16 protein-coding genes are annotated in these 19,647 nt (G+C 47.4%); 3 read left to right on the plus strand and 13 right to left on the minus strand.

All coding sequences use genetic code 11. The features are described from left to right. Positions 1–141 precede the first annotated feature (141 nt). From KEF85_RS01615 to pyrG, 13 genes are all read right to left on the minus strand, one after another. A complete protein-coding gene (locus KEF85_RS01615) occupies positions 142–471 on the minus strand; it encodes a DMT family transporter (RefSeq protein ID WP_215582946.1) in 330 nt (109 codons plus the stop codon). Positions 472–731: 260 nt separating this feature from the next. Next, positions 732–2,279: a hypothetical protein gene (locus tag KEF85_RS01620; protein WP_215582948.1), complete on the minus strand. Its 1,548-nt coding sequence runs from the start codon at positions 2,277–2,279 to the stop codon at positions 732–734. A 41-nt stretch (positions 2,280–2,320) separates the two neighbouring features. After that, positions 2,321–3,553 (minus strand): Rossmann-fold NAD(P)-binding domain-containing protein, encoded by a 1,233-nt coding sequence (locus KEF85_RS01625; RefSeq protein WP_215582950.1) that lies wholly within the window; start codon positions 3,551–3,553, stop codon positions 2,321–2,323. Positions 3,554–3,610: 57 nt separating this feature from the next. Further along, positions 3,611–4,585, minus strand: coding sequence for a 1-aminocyclopropane-1-carboxylate deaminase/D-cysteine desulfhydrase (locus KEF85_RS01630; RefSeq protein ID WP_425515584.1), 975 nt, complete (start codon positions 4,583–4,585; stop codon positions 3,611–3,613). Then, complete coding sequence (folP, locus tag KEF85_RS01635) at positions 4,524–5,339, minus strand: dihydropteroate synthase (protein WP_215582952.1); 816 nt, start codon at positions 5,337–5,339, stop codon at positions 4,524–4,526. The genes KEF85_RS01630 and folP overlap by 62 nt, the downstream gene beginning before the upstream one ends. A gap of 246 nt (positions 5,340–5,585) precedes the next feature. Further along, entirely contained in the window at positions 5,586–6,080 is a 495-nt protein-coding gene (locus KEF85_RS01640) for a YchJ family protein (RefSeq protein ID WP_343222141.1), read from the minus strand. 82 nt (positions 6,081–6,162) lie between these two features. Further along, complete coding sequence (truD, locus tag KEF85_RS01645; protein WP_215582955.1) at positions 6,163–7,203, minus strand: tRNA pseudouridine(13) synthase TruD; 1,041 nt, start codon at positions 7,201–7,203, stop codon at positions 6,163–6,165. Positions 7,204–7,206: 3 nt separating this feature from the next. After that, the gene (gene ispF, locus KEF85_RS01650) at positions 7,207–7,680 is read right to left on the minus strand and encodes a 2-C-methyl-D-erythritol 2,4-cyclodiphosphate synthase (protein ID WP_215582959.1); all 474 of its coding nucleotides are present in this window, start codon (positions 7,678–7,680) and stop codon (positions 7,207–7,209) included. Beyond that, entirely contained in the window at positions 7,673–8,371 is a 699-nt protein-coding gene (gene ispD / locus KEF85_RS01655) for a 2-C-methyl-D-erythritol 4-phosphate cytidylyltransferase (RefSeq protein ID WP_215582962.1), read from the minus strand. Before ispD ends, ispF begins: the two co-directional genes overlap by 8 nt. Positions 8,372–8,374: 3 nt before the next feature. Then, entirely contained in the window at positions 8,375–8,608 is a 234-nt protein-coding gene (locus KEF85_RS01660; RefSeq protein WP_343222142.1) for a septum formation initiator family protein, read from the minus strand. Positions 8,609–8,723: 115 nt separating this feature from the next. Next, positions 8,724–10,007: a phosphopyruvate hydratase gene (gene eno, locus KEF85_RS01665; RefSeq protein ID WP_215582964.1), complete on the minus strand. Its 1,284-nt coding sequence runs from the start codon at positions 10,005–10,007 to the stop codon at positions 8,724–8,726. Positions 10,008–10,027: 20 nt separating this feature from the next. Further along, positions 10,028–10,861, minus strand: a complete 834-nt coding sequence (gene kdsA, locus KEF85_RS01670) for a 3-deoxy-8-phosphooctulonate synthase (protein ID WP_215582965.1) — start codon at positions 10,859–10,861, stop codon at positions 10,028–10,030. Positions 10,862–10,863: 2 nt separating this feature from the next. Next, on the minus strand, positions 10,864–12,492 hold the full coding sequence (gene pyrG, locus KEF85_RS01675; protein ID WP_215582966.1) for a CTP synthase: 1,629 nt from the start codon (positions 12,490–12,492) through the stop codon (positions 10,864–10,866). A gap of 713 nt (positions 12,493–13,205) precedes the next feature. Here pyrG and KEF85_RS01680 point away from each other — a divergent pair. From KEF85_RS01680 to mfd, 3 genes are all read left to right on the plus strand, one after another. Next, the gene (locus tag KEF85_RS01680; protein ID WP_215582968.1) at positions 13,206–14,846 is read left to right on the plus strand and encodes an MBOAT family O-acyltransferase; all 1,641 of its coding nucleotides are present in this window, start codon (positions 13,206–13,208) and stop codon (positions 14,844–14,846) included. Further along, positions 14,812–15,975: a hypothetical protein gene (locus tag KEF85_RS01685; RefSeq protein ID WP_215582969.1), complete on the plus strand. Its 1,164-nt coding sequence runs from the start codon at positions 14,812–14,814 to the stop codon at positions 15,973–15,975. The genes KEF85_RS01680 and KEF85_RS01685 overlap by 35 nt, the downstream gene beginning before the upstream one ends. A 180-nt stretch (positions 15,976–16,155) precedes the next feature. Further along, positions 16,156–19,599: a transcription-repair coupling factor gene (gene mfd / locus KEF85_RS01690; RefSeq protein WP_215582975.1), complete on the plus strand. Its 3,444-nt coding sequence runs from the start codon at positions 16,156–16,158 to the stop codon at positions 19,597–19,599. Positions 19,600–19,647 lie beyond the last annotated feature (48 nt).

Below are 19,647 nucleotides of genomic sequence, written 5' to 3' on the forward strand. Positions count from 1 at the left end.
CGGCCAAACAGTTTTATCTGTCTCGTGGCTTCGTGTCATCACCAATTCAGCCAATCACATTGTTCATGACACTTGAGACCATCAGGATAATTCTGTCGGAACCCGGCTGACAAATTCCAGCAAAAGTGTCCAGCCTATCGGTCAATGCCCCACCGCTTTAGAAAAAACATTCAACACAATAACCCCGACTACGATAAGCGCCATGCCCACAATAGCCCCAATATCCAGCCGTTGACCATAGACTAGCCACCCAACCAAAGAAACCAGCACGATACCGGCACCCGACCAAACAGCATAGGCAATGCCCACTGGAATAGTTTTGAGCGTTAGTGATAAAAAAAAGAAAGCCAGACCATAACCAAAAACTACGATGAGAGACGGGACTAAATTCGAAAAGCCATTCGTCGCCTTTAATGCCGATGTCGCAATAACTTCAGAAATAATTGCAATGCTTAGATATAGCCAGTTCATAACAGAAAGAAAAAGGTTAGTAACAGTGTTAGTTGACCGCGCGATGTTTAAGTTCGGCTAGGCTAGAAATTTGGATTTTGTTGAGCAATTTTTACAATAGGTTTGCAAGTTAACTTTAATTATCCGCTATGGGCCGCTAAATTTCAGTAACCACCAGCTCATGCAACATTACCCCCAATAAGCGGCCATCAGTAGATAACCCCAACTGCTGAGGTGCCGTTGGGCTTTTGATTTGGATTTCGATACACAATTCACTACCATCAAATAGGCTTAATGGGTAGCCTATAGCTTAACCGCAGCGGATAAGTTTGCATACTGGTAAAATAATCCCAGTCCTGCAGATCATGACCATTAATACTAATCATAACACCCTGCTGAATGTCGCCATATACAAAAGGGGTATATAAAAGCTGCAATAACAGCGCTGTCTCTGGTTTTTGGCCAAGGTTCAGTCTTAATTTGGCTGCGCTGCTTACCGTCCACACGCCACCGGTTTCCGTTTCACCCCAGCCTTCAGCCATATAGCCTCTGGAAGTAGCACGTTTATTAAAATGAATCACATTGCCCAAAACATAAACCAAGCGCATATCTTGTTCATGTCTCGCATAGTCAGTCATTAAATACAGATTGCGTTGGCAGCTATGTTCTGTTCTAAACCGCTCGGCACGATGATAAGCCTGTTCGGCCAAAGTCGGCAATTGTGTCAACACCGTCAGCAAAGTCGATCTGATGTCATCCTGGCCGGCAGCCGCAAAGCTCACCCCGGCGGCATGGCCGGCTGCTACCTGTTCAGCCATCCAGGTTTCAGCCGGGTATATCATCACTTTACCCAGCGCTGCGCCTTCGGCAAATACCCCGGAATGATGGATTTGATATTCCTGCGCCTGATAAGGCAAAATCATAATGTCGCTTTGTGCAATCGCCTGCATATATTCTTCATGGGATTGCTGTTCCGGCAGCCATTCCAGTAAATTTTCCTGCAGATATGGGTTTAACTGCTCGGTCACCCCCCGGTTTAAAGCGATACAGGTTTTTAGCTTAAATTTTATATTATTCCAGTTGGCCAGTATGGCAGTTATTACCGACACAATCTCAGCAATCAAAGCCCCGGCACGAATATTCAGATGAATATAAACCACCGGTGCGGTAATATTCAGCCTGTGAGCCGGAAACGCATCACCATAATATTTTGGCAGCGGCATATAAAAAATCCGCCGCGAGCATAAGCGGCCCAAATCGGTCAGCGCCCGGTGATTATTGGCCAGAAAAAATACTTTTTCCTGACCGGGCCGCAAGGCCAGATCCTGGCCGGCAAATCGATACATCCAGCTCTGTTCATGGTAATCCAGGGTTTTTAAATCCAGATAATTGGCGGCACTGACAAAGCGCATAAAAACTGTTGGACGTGCGACCGCCGCAATACGTCCAAACCAGGCACCCAGGCTGTAAATAAAAACCGGGTTCTCGGATAAAACCAGTAGCATATCTTGGCTGGATATCTGCAGTTCTTCAAGCTTTTCCCAAACCGGTTGCAATTGCTTATCGCCGGCCGCAAAAATATCAAATTGATAATCCAGCAGATTAATATCCACTGGCTGCCAGCTAATTACCCTAAATGCATCCAGTTGTTCAGCCAGGACGGGATCGGCATCCTGATTTAACAAGATGTAGGGTTTTATGCCGTATTCTGCCGCGGCGTACTTAAAACCGAGCAGTTGATTAAAGTAATGGCCGGATAGCGAGCTTAAATTAAACTCCAGAATGAATAAGTGCCGGTCGGCAACTGGTTTATTAAAAAAATTCAGCATGCTATTTATCACCAGCCATTGCCGTTGTCCTGTTTAAACCATCAGTGTCTGCCGCGGGTATTACCGTAATGAATCACCTCACAGCCAGGGTGGGCCAAAATGCTGCGCCAAGGGTCAAGAATAACCGAACCAGCCGGAATCGGGCAGTAAAACTCCTCTGGTTTACTGGAAAGATCAGTGCCGGCGTAACTAACAGCAGCATTATGCGCCATCAAATAAACGGCGGGTATGGTTTCTGCCAGGGCATCATCAGTCAGTGGATCCACGTAAAAAACTGTCACGCCGGCTGCAGCAACAAAATGTCCCACCAGTAGACTATAGCTGCCGTGAGTATAAGGAATATGTGGTTTATAAGTTTTACCGTGTATTACTACCGGTAACTGGCGTTCATTGGCAATGCCAACCAAACGTTTCGCCAAGTTCTCAGCCTGACTTTCCCGGCTGACCATGATGGCTTGAAATAAATCATAGCCCAAATCAAGCCGTTCCGACAAATGCCTAAGGGCAATATTATCTCGAGGATGACAAGGCCCGGCATCACCCAGCCCAGCAGTTAAATATTTGGCGCTGGTTATCCTTTGAGTAGCTGAAATCAGCGCATCCGTCACCACATCAACATTAATATTGCCATTGCGTTCAGCAACATCCTGAATCATATTTACCAGGCTGATTTTTGCCGAAATATAGGTGTTATAAAACACCTTGATGGCTTCGGCTTCATCCCAGGTGCCGATATTTATTGGGCATTGATTCCCGCAAATAGGCAGATAAAAATCAACAATGGTCGCAGCATCTTCACTCATATCACCATTTTCCGTGCCGATAATCAAACACTCAGGATTGGTCATGTCCTGTTTGATGGAACCCATGGCGGCAACATAGGGATTGTAGATAAACCGGCCTTTAGTCAGTAACGGGCGTAATTGCTGACGGATAGTGCCCGGCAATACCGTACTGATTAAGACAATCAATTGGCTATCGGTGGCATATAAACTAATCGTGGTTAATACATCTTTAACAACAGCATAATTAAAATCTCGGGCCGGCAATTCGGCAATCGGCTTTTCACCGCCGTATTCCGGTTCATGTGCGGTAGGCACCGCCACAAAAATAATATCGCGCTCCAGCATTGCTTCGGCAATACTGACTTTCATGGTGATTTTCGACTGGGGGTCGGCCACTAAATCATAACCAACAACATCATAGTGTTTAGCCATCAGTTCTGCGGTCGGCAGGCCAAGCTTGCCGCAGCCTATCATTGCAACTTTTATCATACTGTATGGTTGTTTCTTGTTAATTCAGTTTGTAACCGGAGTGCGCCTACTTTGTGATTATATTCGCCAACCCTGCAAGCCCCCGGTATGTAATACCACTATACGCTGTCCGGCCGAAAAATAGCCTTGTTTCAATAAATCATACAGGGCAAACAACAGTTTACCAGTATAGATCGGCTCCAGTGCTATGTCATGTTCGGCCTGAAATTGGCGCATAAAAGCCAGTAAATCCGGGCTGGTTTTACCAAAGCCGCCAAAATGATAATCCAACAACACCTGCCAGCTATCCCGGTAAATTCCCTGTTCGGCCAGCATGGCTTGCACATCCGCTACCAGAAAACCGGCATTTTTTAGCGCCGCCACTCCCAACACCCGGCTGCTTACCGGTGCCTGACTAATCAGCCCTGCCAAAGTGGTGCCCGTGCCGCAGGCTACTGCCAGCACATCATAAGACATATCTATTTCCCGGATAATCTCGGCCACGCCCTGCAGCGCCAAACCACAGGCACCGCCTTCCGGCAGCCAGTATTCACCCGCCGTCAGGCCCGGCAGACTATCGGGTGTTTTGTAATGCCGCAACTGTCGGTAAGCATCGCGTGAGATAAAGCGTAAGCTCATGCCCCAGCCACGTAAATCAGCCAAAGTCGGGTTAAACTGTGCCGGCTCTTCACCGCGCACCAATGCCGCCGTGTTCAGGCCCAGCGCCTGCCCGGCAAATGCCAGGGCATGTAAATGATTGGAATAACAGCCGCCCATGCTGACAATGCTGTCGGAGCCGCTGTGCAAGACATCATCCAAAATATATTTTAATTTGCGCCATTTATTACCGGATATCACCGTATGCAGTAAATCATCGCGTTTTATCCATAATTCAACTTGGCGCTGCCGAAATTCGGCATCATCAATCCGTTGCAAGGGCGTCGTAGCTAATTGCTGCGCCAGCATCTGCAAGCGCGGGTGTAAAGTCAAGTTATTGTGCCTGCTTGATGGCCCAGGCCACATCGGCAGCCTGACGGTTGGCTTTGACATCATGCACTCTAAACATCTGCACGCCGGCCATTACCCCCAATGCTGTGGTTACTGCCGTAGCCGTTACCAATTCGCCGGGATCGGTTAACTTTAGCAAATTACCCATAAAGCGTTTGCGACTCGTCCCCAGCAGTACCGGAAACCCCAATGCCACAAATTGCGCCAGATGCGCCAACAGATCAATATTGTCCTGCCGGCGTTTACCAAAACCAATACCCGGATCGAGCAAAATATTTTCCGGTTTTACTCCGGCTGACAAAGCGGCAGTAACCCGCAGTTGCAAAGTACTTTTCACCTCAACCACCACATCCGCATAATAGGGATTATCCTGCATGGTTTGCGGCGTTCCCTGAGCGTGCATCAAAATGATCGGGGTGCGGCTGGCAGCCGCAAATTCCAGCATTCGCGCATCGCCCAAGCCAGCACTGACATCATTAATAATTCTGGCCCCAGCCAGAATGGCTGCGTCGGCTACCGTACTCAGGGTGGTGTCTATACTAATGCTGATATTGGGATGCAAGGTACGCAGGGCGGTAATCACCGGAATAACCCGGCGTATTTGCTCTTCCGCAGGTACCGGACTGGAGCCAGGCCGAGTGGATTCGCCACCCACATCAATCAGATCGGCACCTTCAGCTATCATGTTTTCCGCCTGGTTCAGTGCCGCAGTCAGGCTACAATATCTGCCGCCATCGGAAAAACTATCTGGCGTGACGTTAAGAATGCCCATGATCTGTGGGCCTTGGCCGTTAAACATCAATTTATTCTCCTAGTAGTGTACCAATCTTATTTTGACGGATACGGCGTAGGATGCGCTGAACGCAGTGATACGCATCAATCGCGAACCATGCACCTTCAGAGTCGGCACATCCTTTAGCACTTCCCAAAGTAATGTCGGGCAACCCCTAGTCTCGATGCGGCAACGCGAAAGCGGGTATAACACCTGAGAATTTTGTGCTGAATCAGGCGCTGCCATTTAATATCAGCTATAGGGTGGGAAGCACTATTTGCCGCAACACCGCTTAAATTTCAAACCGCTGCCGCAAGCACATGCTGCGTTACGGCCAGTCTGGTTTTGCAAACCAACTTTGCTGACCGATTTGACGATGCCATCCAGATACAGCCAGCGCTGGCCGTTTTTGACAAAGCGGCTGATTTCATGCATAAAAAACTCATCACCATCCTGAGTATAAAATGCCTTAAATTCCACGATGCCTTTACTGTCCTGAATACCACCCTTTTTACAATTGATAATCTGTAAATGCTGCCATTGTGCGGTTTCTTTGGAAAAATCAATCTCGGCCGGGCGTTTGGCCACATCCCAACTGACCAGTAAATAATCGACATTGCGCATGGCATAGGCACTAAACCGGGAACGCATCAAAGCTTCAGCACTAGGGGCCTGCGCTGCGCCGCTATGATAGCGTTGGCAGCAATCGGCATAACTCAAATCCGATCCGCATAGACAGTGCTTGGTGTCAGAAATAGTGGACATCATAATCGTCAAATTTACTGGATTCTCTGGTATATCGCTGGCCGGAAGCGCAAAATCGCTAGTGTATTCAGCTTAAACCCGCCCATTAGCCATCGTCTACCTGATCCGTTTTAATAAGCTCACGTATCAACGCCGTGGCATAGCTGCCGGCAGGTAATTCGAATGCCAGCTTTAGTATCTGATCCGGCTCAAACGACCAACACAGCTTTTCCGGGATAACCCGCAAAGGTCGGCGGTCAGTTTCCAGGCCAGCCTTAATCAGGCCAGCGGCCAGTTCAGTTTGGGCCGATATAATGGCATGTTCCAGCGCCTGCACCTCGCCCTGAGCGCCACTGTCGCCTTTGCCCCATAAGGCGCCGGTGGGATGAATATCCCCGCTGCCTAGCCGCTCAATCAAACTGGCGTCCAGATTGTCGGCTTTAAAAAAGCTGTGACTGTGATTAAGATTAAACACATCGCCTGGCATGCCTTGCCGCCAGCTTTGTGAAGTAACCCGTTCCGCCAGAATTAAATTAAACAAATAAGAACGTGCTGCAGATAAATAAATACTGTGCTGCTCGCGTTTGAATTTCGTTCCCTGAAACAACTCCAGGGCTCTGTGCAGATTATGGCCGTGGCGGCCAAAGCGTTGTTCACCAAAATAATTGGGAAAACCAAATTGTTGAATGGCGTTGAGTCGCTGGATAGCGGTTTCCTGGTCGCCTTGCCAGTTGCGTATCACCAGTTCAAACCGATTGCCGGCCAATACGCCGCGTTTCAGTTTACGAGCGTGGCGCACGGTTTGCAAAATTTGCAGTTGCGGCGATTCCAGTGCGGCCCAGTCCGGATCGGCTTTACCAGGTAACCATACGCTAAACCATTGCCGGGTTCGCGCATGGCGGTCTTTTAATCCGGCAAAGCTGACATCACGCTGACGAACCTGAGCATGTCGCGCCAGCAACCGGGCAATGTATTCAGTATTCTCGCCGATTTTTTCAACGTGTAAAAACACATGTTCACCGCTGCCTTCCGGCACAAATCCCAGGATTTCGGCAACAAAAAAATCGTCGGGCTGGATTTTGATCAGTCCATTGCCGCAGGGGCCACCAAATGCGTACGGCCAGTCCAGACTAAATGCGGTTGGCATCGCCTAATTCTCAATCAGGACGACAGCCTGAACGGCAATACCTTCTTTACGGCCTTCAAAACCCAGTTGTTCGGTAGTAGTGGCTTTTACATTGATAAACTCGATATCAACGTGCAAATCCTCAGCGATATGGGCGCACATGGCAGTAATATGCGGAGCCATTTTCGGCGCCTGAGCAATAATGGTGATGTCGGCATTGATCAGGTGATAACCTTTTTTCTGCACGATAGCGTAGACATGGCGCAATAATACCCGGCTGTCGGCACCTTTAAATTCCGGGTCAGTATCTGGAAAGTGTTTGCCGATATCGCCTAGCGCCGCAGCGCCCAACAAGGCATCACTCAACGCGTGTAATACCACATCACCATCAGAATGGGCTTCCAGACCTTGTTCGTAAGGGATTTTTACGCCACCCAGGATAATGTAATCGCCATTGTTAAAACGGTGGACATCGTAGCCTTGACCGACTCTAATCATCTTGTTGCTCCATATAGAATTGTGCCAGCGCCAGATCTTCAGGGCGGGTAATTTTTAGATTATCGGGCCGGCCTTCGACTATCTTGGGTTGATAACCCAATAATTCCAGCGCGCTGGCCTCGTCTGTAATGGCCGGATTGCCTTCGGTTTGCTGCAGAGCATCGCGCAGCATGCCATAACGAAACATCTGCGGGGTCAAAGCCCGCCAAATGTGTTTACGATCCACGCTGGCGGAAATGGTATTACCTTCTACGTGCTTCAGCGTATCGTGGGAAGACAAAGCCAAAATCCCGCCGACTGCGTCGTTTGTCAGGCTGTTGATCAACAGATGGATGTCAGCACTGGTTAAACAGGGGCGGGCAGCATCATGTACCAGCACCCAATCCTGCTCATCAGCTTTACCTTGCAAGGCTTTTAGGGCAGACAATACCGAATCGGCGCGTTCCTTACCGCCGGGCGCGGTAATAACCTGGGGATGGCTGGCTATCGCCAGTTCCGGCCAGTACGGGTCTTCTGAGGAAATGGCAACGGCAATTGCCTGAAATGCCGCAGATTGGATTAGGCGGTTGAGGGTGTGTTCGATGACAGTTTTGTCCGCCAGCACTAAATATTGTTTGGGGCGGTCAGCTTGCATGCGCTTGCCGACACCAGCAGCTGGTACCACTGCCCAACAGGCCTGTGTTGAATTCATGTGTTACTCTAGCACTTGAAAGAAAGTTTCGGTTTCCTTGATCATTCCCAAGTCGTAACGGGCACGTTCTTCTATTGTTTCCTGACCCTTGCGTAAGTCATTGACCTCGGCCAGTAGAGAATTGTTTCTTTCCTTTTTTTCCTGTACGTCTTTGCTGAGTTGTTCCAAACGCTGCCGGGATTCCTGCAGGCGTGCAAGACTCGCATCTCCCAGCCATAAACGATATTGGAAGTGCATAATCAAGCAAATAAGGATGAGAATGAGCAGTTTAATGGTTATGCTCCAGACGATACCGGAAAAATGCCGGGCCAGGCACTGAGGCCTGACCCGGCGGGTATTAATCTAAAACAGATCAGGAAAACAGTTTAAATGCACTGCGTCCGGCATAAATGGCTTTGTCGCCCAGCTCGTCTTCGATTTTCAGCAGACGGTTGTATTTGGCAACCCGGTCAGAACGGCTTAATGAGCCGGTTTTGATCTGGCCGGTACCGGTAGCCACTGCCAGATCGGCAATAGTGGTGTCTTCGGTTTCACCGGAGCGATGGGAAACCACCGCGCTGTAACCTGCTGCTTTAGCAATATTGATCGCTTCCAGGGTTTCAGTCAGAGTGCCGATTTGGTTAACCTTGATCAGAATGGAGTTAGCAATACCTTTTTCGATACCTTCCTTCAGAATGGCTGGGTTGGTTACGAACAAATCATCGCCCACCAACTGTACTTTGTCGCCCAGTTGTTCGGTATGATATTTCCAGCCGGTCCAGTCGTTTTGGTCAAGACCGTCTTCAATAGAGATAATGGGGTATTTTTCCACCCATTTTACAAAGAAATCAGTCATTTCTTCGGAGTTATAGCTTTTGCCCTCGGCAGACAACACATAGAGGCCATCTTTATAATATTCAGAGCTGGCAGCATCCATACCCAGATAGATGTCTTCACCGGCTTTGTAACCAGCTTTTTCGATGGCTTCCAGAATCACTTCAATGGCTTCTTCATTGGAAGACAGATTCGGTGCAAAACCGCCTTCGTCACCAACAGTAGTAGCCAGACCGCGGGAAGTCAAAACTTTTTTCAGGTTATGGAATACTTCTGCGCCATAACGGATGGCTTCGCGAAACGAAGGAGCGCCAACCGGCAGAATCATGAATTCCTGCAAGTCTACACTGTTGTCGGCATGTGAACCGCCGTTGATAATGTTCATCATCGGCACAGGCAAAATAAATTCGCCGCTGGTGTTTAGATAACGGTATAAAGGCACATCGGCTTCTTCAGCGGCGGCACGGGCAGCAGCCAGAGACACACCCAAAATGGCATTGGCGCCGAGCCGGCTTTTGCTGGGGGTGCCGTCCAGGTCGATGAGTTTTTGGTCAAGTACGGCTTGCTTACTGGCATCCATACCAATAATAGCATCGCGGATTTCAGTGTTGACGAATTTGACAGCGTTCAGCACGCCTTTGCCCAGATAACGGGCTTTGTCGCCATCGCGCAATTCAATTGCTTCGCGTTCACCAGTAGAGGCACCAGATGGCACCATCGCTGTACCGACAATGCCGGAAGCCAGATAAACTTCAGCTTCTACCGTCGGATTACCACGTGAATCAAGCACTTCTCTCGCTTTTACATCTACTATTCTTGCCATTTGCTAACCTATATGTGTATTTAAAGCGTGGTTTCAATCAGGCTGGCGGATTTAACAGCCCGGTCTATTGTTACTAATGTTTCAAGCAATTCTTGGATACGGTGTAAAGGCCAGGAGTTGGGGCCGTCACTCAATGCTTCAGCAGGATTAGGATGGGTTTCCATAAAGAGTCCGGCAATACCCGCCGCCACAGCCGCTCTGGCCAATACCGGCACATGTTCGCGCTGGCCGCCGGAACAATTACCCTGGCCGCCGGGCAGTTGCACAGAATGGGTGGCGTCAAACACCACCGGACAACCGGTATCACGCATCACCGCCAGTGCCCGCATATCAGATACCAGATTATTATAACCAAAGGATACGCCGCGTTCGCAAACCATAATTTGTTGATTTCCGGTTGCTTTGGCTTTGGTCACCACATTGACCATATCCCAGGGCGCCAGAAACTGGCCTTTTTTGATATTAACCGGTTTGCCTAGTGCGGCGACGCTTTGAATAAAATTGGTTTGTCTGCACAAAAATGCCGGTGTTTGCAAGACATCGACAACGGCGGCAACCTCATTTAACGGGGTATCTTCATGAACATCGGTCAGCACCGGCACCTTGATTTGCTGTTTGACCTTTTCCAGAATTTCCAGACCTTTTTCCAGACCCAGGCCGCGAAAACTGCTCATTGAAGAGCGGTTGGCCTTATCAAAAGAGGATTTATAAATAAAGTTAATATTCAGCGCACTGGTAATTTCCTGGAGCTTGCCGGCGGTGTCCAACGTCATTTGCTCGCTTTCGATCACACAGGTACCGGCGATCAGGAACAGGGGCTGATCCAGGCCGGCTTCAAAATGACATAATTTCATGCTTAACCTTTCTTTTTATGTTGTGCGGCGGCACTGACAAAACCGGCGAACAAAGGATGTCCGTTACGCGGTGTCGAGGTGAATTCCGGATGGAACTGGCAAGCCAGAAACCAGGGATGGTCGGGCAGTTCGATAATTTCCACCAGACGGCCATCCAGCGATTTGCCGGAAAAACGCATACCAGCCGCCTCCAGTTGCTTTAAATACTGGTTGTTGAATTCGTAACGGTGACGATGACGCTCGGTAATCACATCTTTTTGATAAAGCTGGAATGCCAGCGTTTCTGGTTTGAGCTGACATTTTTGTCCGCCCAGACGCATAGACCCGCCTAAATCGGTTTCTTCGTCACGGGTAAATATCTGGCCGGCTTCGTCCATCCACTCGGTAATCAAACCGATTACCGGGTGCGGGGTATTGGGTAGGAATTCGGTGCTGTGTGCTCCTTCCAGACCCACCACATCACGGGCGAATTCTATCACTGCCGACTGCATGCCCAAACAGATTCCCAGATAAGGTATGCGGTTTTCTCTGGCAAACCGTGCAGTGGAAATTTTGCCTTCTACACCGCGTTCGCCAAAGCCGCCCGGTACCAGAATGGCATCGACATCCTTCAACTGATTGGTGCCTTCAGCTTCTATGGTTTCGGAATCGATGTATTTGATTTGAACTTTGTGCCGGGTCTGAATGCCGGCGTGCAATAAGGCTTCGTTCAATGATTTGTAAGCATCGGTATGGTCGACATATTTGCCGACGATAGCAATGCTGACTTCGTCGGTAGGGTGCATCAGGCCGTCAACCACTTTTTCCCAGGCCGACAAATCTGCAGGCGGCACATCCAGACGCAATTGATCAACCACGATATCATCCAGACCTTGATCACGCAGCAGCAGCGGCATACGGTAAATGGTGTCGGCATCCACGGCAGAAATGACAGCTTTCTCACTGACATTGGTAAACAGCGCGATTTTCTGACGATCACTGGCCGGTATGGTTTTTTCGGAACGGCAGATCAGAATATCTGGCTGAATACCAATGCTGCGCAATTCTTTCACAGAATGTTGGGTGGGCTTGGTTTTGATTTCCCCGGCGGATTTAATGTACGGCACCAAGGTCAGATGCATGAACAGCGCCCGATCCCGGCCAAGTTCCACACCCATTTGCCGGATGGTTTCCAGAAAGGGCAGCGATTCAATATCGCCGACTGTGCCGCCAACTTCGATCAGTGCCACATCAGTGCCTTCGGCGCTGGCGTAGATGCGCCGTTTGATTTCGTCGGTAATATGAGGAATGACCTGTACGGTGGCGCCTAAATAATCGCCCTTCCGCTCATTACGTAACACCTGTTCGTAAACCTGGCCGGTGGTAAAATTGTTCTTTTTGGTCATAGTGGTTTTTAAAAACCGCTCATAATGACCTAAGTCCAAATCAGTTTCTGCGCCGTCTTCGGTGACAAACACTTCGCCATGCTGAAACGGGCTCATGGTGCCGGGATCGACGTTTATATAAGGATCAAGTTTGGTGATGGTGACTTTTAAGCCGCGATCTTCAAGAATCGCTGCCAGAGAAGAGGCCGCTATCCCTTTGCCCAAGGAAGAAACCACTCCACCAGTGATAAAGATGAATTTTGTCATTTACTTTTTGCGCCCTGTTAGCGGCTGACATTTAAGGGGTACGAAAAGAACTTGATTTTAGCAGTTTTGCCGGGTGGGCGTTTGATTTATTGTCAGCTTGACTGGGTAGCAGCGCCGGATTAGCCCTCCTTATACGGAAACCTTGCGGCAGTTGAAGTCCCGTTTTGTAAGTATGCGGCACAGCTACAGTTACCGCGCATTTGCCGATAAAAGCATGCTTTATTCTATGCTCGAACGCCCGGTATTTGATGGCTTGATTTGTGGCTAACCAAGCGACAATATAAAATTGACAGCTTGAGGAAAACCACGTAAAACCACAAGCACTTGGATTCGTACTTTGTCTAGATCAGTGGAACTCAAAATTAGGCGATAAATTTTGGGTTTACTGCTTTAAATTAAAAGATTATTACTATGGAAAAAATAATACCAGAGGTTTTTTATCTTAATCCAAAACAGAGATTAATAGTTTTCATTTAACTATTTTTGCAACTACGCAGCATTAGTTTTTCCCTATCAATAAACAGTCGGTTGTAAGATGTGGTAAACGCAGCGCAGTATTCCAAGCTAACAGAAGTTATTTGAGATGGTTATGCAGTGTTACGCCGACTAATCACCTGTTTTTTTATAACTGAAAGAGAGTTAACGGTGTTTTGTGTTCCTAGTAATTATTAAATTAAACCCGATTCTCAATTCAAACCCCCTGATTTATTAAAATGATTTTTAATTCGCTTTCGTTCGCCATTTTCTTGCCGATCGTACTCATTTTTTATTATCTATCGGCTAAGCGCTACCAAAATTGGATTTTGTTGATTGCCGGTTATATTTTTTATGGTGTATGGGATATACGATTCTTGTATTTGGTTTCCTTATCCACCGTTCTGGATTTCTGCACGGGTTTGATGATAGCCAATGGGCGAATGACTATATCGCAACGACTCGCCCCCTCATGTCATCTGCTGGGATTTGCCTTGTTTTTTCTGGTACCCGATTGGCGTGCGGTAAGATTTCAAGGCATGTCTTTAGGAAGTATCGATTGGGTACGATTACTTGCTCCAACATCTTTTGGACTTAAAGTTTTGGCTTTATCTGCATTAGGTGTAGCCGTGGCGAATATAGCTTACCCTTATGTGATTAAGCATATGCCGGAAAAGACAAAACGTCTTTTCTTTTTAAGATGCAGTCTGATTGGTCAATTAGGCATGCTAGGCGTGTTTAAATATTATAATTTTTTTGTTGCTGAAGCTGAGGCGTGTGCAAAAAGTGTAGGCTTTGATGTGCCTAGCATGCATTTAGATATTATTCTGCCTATTGGTATTTCTTTTTATACATTTCAAACACTAAGTTATGTCTGCGATGTCTATTGGGGCAAAATGCAGCCGGTTTCTCGGTTAAGGGATTTTGCCTTATTTGCAGCCTATTTTCCGCCATTGGTTGCCGGCCCTATCGAACGTGCCTCGCATTTGATTCCGCGAATCTTGGGAGACAGACGCATCAGCTTTGAAAGTATCTGTCAGGGTGCGTATCTTATTCTGCTTGGTCTGGTAAAAAAAATGGCCATTGCTGATGGATTGGCAGGTTCAGTATCTTCAATTTACAACACCACTGGTGACGTAGGCTGGTTGGACATCGTAACCGCAACCGTGGCATTTGCAATACAGATATATTGCGATTTTTCAGGTTATTCTGACATAGCCTGTGGTGTCTCACTTTGGTTTGGCATTGAATTATTAAAAAACTTTGATCAACCGTATTTTTCCTTGAATCCTTCAGAGTTTTGGCGACGTTGGCATATCAGTCTGTCAACATGGTTACGGGATTATTTGTATATTCCGTTGGGAGGAAATCGCGGATCGGAAATCATGACATATCGGAATTTGATGTTGACTATGGTGCTTGGCGGCTTATGGCATGGTGCCGCCTGGAACTTTCTGCTTTGGGGTGGTTACCAGGGCGCCATGCTGATTATTCATCGCTTATACGTCGGTAGCAAGCCAAAAGAATTTGCCGGATCATTGTTGTTACGTTTGCCGCGAATGGTGTTTTTTTTCGTGTTTATTTGTTATGGCTGGTTATTGTTTCGGGCTGCATCTTTCGATCAAATCAATACATTCACACAAATATTAATCGGTGATTTATCTGATATGTCCTTGCATATGAAAATCCCGCCTTTAAGTGCTTTATTAGGTATTTTTATTTTAAGTTCAATAGAAGTCTATCAGTTCAAAACTAAAAATATACATTTCTATGCGGGTTTTCCTGCCTTTGCACATGGTGGTGTATATGCTTTACTTATATTTTTGTTCATAATGGGGTTGTCAAATGACAGTCAGCAATTCATCTATTTCCAATTCTGAATTGCACAACACTGCCTTACCGGTTTTAACTGGCCGCCGAATATTCGCCGCTTGTTTGTGGGCATTGCTTTGGCTGATCTTGATAGATATATCGCTAAGTGCATTGTTTGTGATGCCGGATTCACCGCTTGAGCAGCCAAGTAAGCTGCAAAAGTTTTTTGATCATGGTCGTTCAGTTGAAAGTAAATTCAGAAGAATGGTTGGTACTGATCAAGAATCTACAGCCAAAATTGCGTATGCCGGTTGGCTGGTAGAGGAGAGCATTGATCAGCAGCCAAAGGCACCATCCAGTCCAGGCCGCATTTTGGTTGCAGCATACGGACAATCATTTACCTACAATATATGCAAGGCCCTAAACAGTCTGGATCCGCGTTTTGAACTGCGTCTTAAAGGGGGGCCGGCCGCGACTTTGTCGCATTCACATGCTTTTTACAAAATCGATTCCCAGCATCAGCGGGCCGATGTAGTCGTGTTGGGGATATTGGCATCATCCTTGCCCTATATGATGGCACCAACGATATCGACAATAAATTTTGAGGGAGCGGTCCCCTATACATACCCGCTTTATTCCTTGAAAAATGAGCATCTGTCAGCTCAGGATCCCATTATTCATTCCCTGGAAGAGTTGCGAATTGCCCTGTGGAGTAAACCCGCTGTCTGGAACGAATATTTGGCAATGCTCAGAACCACTCCAACCTACAATAGCTGGATATTCGAGTCTGATTGGTTTGATTATTCCTCTTTAGCAAGATTGGTGCGCCGTAGTATTGGCCAAAAGCATGTATACGATGCCACGGCCAGATACTGGAATCCAAATGGATTTACCAATACCGATGGGATTTTGGATGTTGCCAATGCCCTTATCGCTGACTTTGCTGCCGATGTAAAAGCTAAAGGCCAAATTCCTTATGTATTGCTAATTCAGGATAAAGGTTATAAAAACCATCTTGCCTTAGCCTTTGAATCCCAGCTTAAACAATTAGATATTCCTTATTTAAGCACGCACACCATTGCTCCAAGTACAAACGCTAGAAATTTTGTCGATGATGGTCATTTTACAGCTGATGCAACCATGAAAATTGCTCAGGTATTTCATGCTGATATTTTAAAGAAATTACAGAAAAATTGATTTTGTTATCAATTTAGTTGTCCTCAAACTTTTCATAATAGGCATTATTTTTTATACAAAATCTCTTGTTTATGAAATAGCAACCAAAAATCAAGATTGCATTATTGATATGCAATCGGTTTTTCCCGGTTGAGCTGGAGAGGTTATAATGCCAAGCTTTGCTTACACCCATAATTACCCATGTTTTTACCGCTGATTCCTGCCTCGGCCATTCCCCAACAGCCTGACCAGTGTATTTTCTGGTCGGGCTTAACCGGCTGTGGCGATGCGTTGGCGCTGGCAACTGCAATCAAACAGGAACAGCATTTATGGGTGATAGTCACGCCGGATCATCAAACGGCCTTGCGCCTTGAGCATGAACTGGCATTCTTTCTGGACAATTCATTACCGATTCTGCTGTTCCCGGATTGGGAAACACTCCCCTATGATGTGTTCTCACCGCTGCCGGAAATCATTTCAGAACGCCTGAAAACCCTGGCCTTATTGCCGGACACTCGTTCCGGAGCCTTGATTGTCTCAGTGACGACACTGATGCATCGACTGGCCCCGCGTGAGCATGTACTGGCTCATAGTTTTGCCATCAGTGTAGGCAGTACTTTAAATTTGGAACTAAGCCGACTTAAACTGGAAGCCGTAGGTTACCAATGTGTTTCCCAGGTTTATCAGCATGCCGAATTCGCCGTGCGCGGTTCAATTCTGGATTTGTTTCCCATGGGTAGCAAACAGCCGTTCCGCATCGAATTGTTTGATGATGAAGTCGAATCCATACGCAGTTTTGATCCGGACACCCAGATGTCCAAAGAAAAAATTGCCAAAATAGAACTGTTTCCCGCCCGCGAATTTCCGTTTACGGATGCCGCCATCAAACATTTTCGTCAGGCCTTCCGCGAACAATTCCCGGAATCTTCGCCTAAAAACCCGCTGTATGTCGATGTTTCAAAACAAATTGCCCCGGCAGGAATTGAATATTATCTACCGCTGTTTGTTGATCATACCGAATCCCTGTTTGCCTATTTGCCTAAAACCGCATTGTTTGTGTTACCGGCCGATTTTGCCGCCACTGCCCAGCGCTTTTGCAACGAAACAGAAGAACGGTTTCAGCAGCGCAAGTACGACATCGACCGGCCTTTGCTGGCACCTGACCGGCTATTTTTAACCACAACAGAGCTGGAACAGCTCACCAGAAGTTTTAAACGGATTATTCTGGATAATCAGTCCGAATCAAGCCATAGCTTTTCCTGTCTGAGTTTGCCGGAACTCCATATAGACAACCGTTTGAAAGAACCAGCCCAACATTTGCGCCAGTTTATCGAAACCTTTGCCGGTAAGATTTTATTTGTGGCCGAAACAGCTGGGCATAGGGAAGGCCTGATAGATCGGCTGAAAATCTGCAAACTGCCGGTTAAGCCGATACAAAACTGGACCGAATTCTTACAAAGTTCACAATCGCCCTGTATTCTGGCCGCCCCTCTAGATCAAGGCTTACGGCTGGATAATCCGGCGCTGGCCATTATTCCGGAAAATTTACTGAGCGGCGAAAAAGTTCAGCAACGCCGCAGACAGCGCAAATCTGCGGCGCGCGAACTGGAAAACGTGTTTAACAACCTGAACGAGTTGAGCATAGGCTCACCCGTGGTGCATCAGGAGCATGGTGTAGGCCGTTATCTAGGCTTGCAGACTCTTACGGCCGGCGGCATAGAAAATGAATTTCTGATGTTGGAGTATGCCAATCACGACAAATTGTATGTGCCGGTGTCCTCATTGCATCTGATCGGCCGCTATAGTGGTATTAGTGCTGAAAGTGCCCCTCTGCATCGTCTCGGTACCGATCACTGGAGCAAGGCCAAGAAAAAAGCCATGGAGCGGGCCAGGGACGTGGCCGCAGAATTGTTGGATATCCACGCTAAACGTGCTGCTCGACACGGTTTTGCCTTTCAGATCGATAATACCGATTATGCGGCATTTGCAGCAGCGTTTCCGTTTGAAGAAACCCCGGATCAATATAGAGCTATAGCGGCTATTATTAGCGACATGCAAAGTACTCAACCTATGGATAGGGTGGTATGCGGCGATGTCGGCTTTGGCAAAACTGAAGTGGCGATGCGCGCTACGTTTATCGCCGTGCAGAGCGGCAAACAGGTAGCCGTATTGGTACCGACTACTTTGCTGGCGCTGCAGCATTATCAGAATTTTCGTGACCGGTTTGCCGACTGGCCGATTCGGGTTGAAGTCATGTCACGGTTTGTCTCGCCCAAACAGCAAAAAGCCATTACTGAAGATTTAGCTGCCGGCAAAGTAGATGTAGTGATAGGTACACATAAACTATTGTCCAAAGATATGCAATATCAAAGTCTGGGTCTGGTGATTATTGATGAGGAGCACCGGTTTGGCGTTACCCAGAAAGAATACTTTAAAAAGTTGCGTTACGAATTAGACATGCTCACCTTAACGGCTACACCGATTCCGCGCACCCTGAATATGGCCATGTCCGGTTTGCGTGACATTTCCATTATTGCTACACCACCGCCCAACCGTCATGCCATTAAAACCTTTATCAGTGAGTGGATAGAATCTCAAATTCAGGAAGCTTGTCAGCGCGAAATCAAACGCGGTGGTCAGGTGTTTTTTCTGCACAATGATGTTAAAACCATGGACAAAATGTCCCGCGAATTACAAGTTCTGGTGCCGGAAGCCAGAATCCGGTTTGCTCACGGGCAAATGGCAGAGCGAGAATTGGAGCAGATCATGCTGGATTTCTATCATCAGCGCTTTAATATTTTGGTTAGCACCACGATTATCGAGAGCGGTATTGATATACCTAGCGCCAATACCATTATCATCAATCGTGCCGATAAACTTGGGCTGGCTCAGCTGCATCAGTTGCGCGGTAGGGTAGGTCGTTCACATCATCGCGCCTATGCCTACTGCATAGTGCCACCCAAAGCCCTGATGACTGGTGATGCCATTAAACGGCTGGAGGCTTTTGAAACTTCAGGCGAACTGGGCGCCGGTTTCATGCTGTCCTCTCACGACATGGAAATTCGCGGTGCAGGGGAATTACTGGGTGATGAACAAAGTGGACAAATCCAGGAGATCGGCTTTACTTTATACACCGAGTTACTGGAACGCGCCGTCAATGCGCTGAAATCCGGCAAACAGCCGGAGTTGGATGCACCGCTGGAAACTGGTCCGGAAGTTGACCTGCAAACCGCAGCCTTAATACCGGAGAGTTATTTGCCGGATATTCATGCCCGGTTGGTATTGTATAAACGTATCTCCAGTGCCGAAACGGCTGAAGATTTGCGCTTGCTGAAAATAGAAATGATAGATCGGTTTGGCTTACTTCCCGATCAGGTAAAAGCCCTGTTTAGTGTTACCGAATTAAAACAGCAAGCCGAACATTTGGGTATCAGAAAATTGGAAGCACATAGTGCCGGTGGCCGAATTGTTTTTTCCGCTACGCCGCAGATAGATGCCGGTGAATTGATTAAAATGATACAAACTCAGCCGCAAGCTTATAAATTCGATGGTGCAGATAAATTGCGATTCACTTATACCTGCAAAGATTTCGATGATAAGGTGACGTTTATTGACACCTTATTGAACAGGCTGGCACCGAAATGAATGATGCCCTGATAAGTCCGGAGCTGGAATCAGCGGAATGTCGATACG

Origin of the sequence: Methylomonas paludis, assembly GCF_018734325.1 — a bacterium.
GTDB classification, from domain to species: domain Bacteria; phylum Pseudomonadota; class Gammaproteobacteria; order Methylococcales; family Methylomonadaceae; genus Methylomonas; species Methylomonas paludis.

What these genes read in the sequence shown, in the direction of transcription:
- KEF85_RS01615 (WP_215582946.1), bottom strand. Translation starts at nt 471, where the DNA reads ATGAACTGGCTATATCTAAGCATTGCAATTATTTCTGAAGTTATTGCG.
- KEF85_RS01620 (WP_215582948.1), bottom strand. Translation starts at nt 2,279, where the DNA reads ATGCTGAATTTTTTTAATAAACCAGTTGCCGACCGGCACTTATTCATT.
- KEF85_RS01625 (WP_215582950.1), bottom strand. Translation starts at nt 3,553, where the DNA reads ATGATAAAAGTTGCAATGATAGGCTGCGGCAAGCTTGGCCTGCCGACC.
- KEF85_RS01630 (WP_425515584.1), bottom strand. Translation starts at nt 4,585, where the DNA reads ATGATGTCAAAGCCAACCGTCAGGCTGCCGATGTGGCCTGGGCCATCA.
- folP (WP_215582952.1), bottom strand. Translation starts at nt 5,339, where the DNA reads ATGTTTAACGGCCAAGGCCCACAGATCATGGGCATTCTTAACGTCACG.
- KEF85_RS01640 (WP_343222141.1), bottom strand. Translation starts at nt 6,080, where the DNA reads ATGATGTCCACTATTTCTGACACCAAGCACTGTCTATGCGGATCGGAT.
- truD (WP_215582955.1), bottom strand. Translation starts at nt 7,203, where the DNA reads ATGCCAACCGCATTTAGTCTGGACTGGCCGTACGCATTTGGTGGCCCC.
- ispF (WP_215582959.1), bottom strand. Translation starts at nt 7,680, where the DNA reads ATGATTAGAGTCGGTCAAGGCTACGATGTCCACCGTTTTAACAATGGC.
- ispD (WP_215582962.1), bottom strand. Translation starts at nt 8,371, where the DNA reads ATGAATTCAACACAGGCCTGTTGGGCAGTGGTACCAGCTGCTGGTGTC.
- KEF85_RS01660 (WP_343222142.1), bottom strand. Translation starts at nt 8,608, where the DNA reads ATGCACTTCCAATATCGTTTATGGCTGGGAGATGCGAGTCTTGCACGC.
- eno (WP_215582964.1), bottom strand. Translation starts at nt 10,007, where the DNA reads ATGGCAAGAATAGTAGATGTAAAAGCGAGAGAAGTGCTTGATTCACGT.
- kdsA (WP_215582965.1), bottom strand. Translation starts at nt 10,861, where the DNA reads ATGAAATTATGTCATTTTGAAGCCGGCCTGGATCAGCCCCTGTTCCTG.
- pyrG (WP_215582966.1), bottom strand. Translation starts at nt 12,492, where the DNA reads ATGACAAAATTCATCTTTATCACTGGTGGAGTGGTTTCTTCCTTGGGC.
- KEF85_RS01680 (WP_215582968.1), top strand. Translation starts at nt 13,206, where the DNA reads ATGATTTTTAATTCGCTTTCGTTCGCCATTTTCTTGCCGATCGTACTC.
- KEF85_RS01685 (WP_215582969.1), top strand. Translation starts at nt 14,812, where the DNA reads ATGACAGTCAGCAATTCATCTATTTCCAATTCTGAATTGCACAACACT.
- mfd (WP_215582975.1), top strand. Translation starts at nt 16,156, where the DNA reads ATGTTTTTACCGCTGATTCCTGCCTCGGCCATTCCCCAACAGCCTGAC.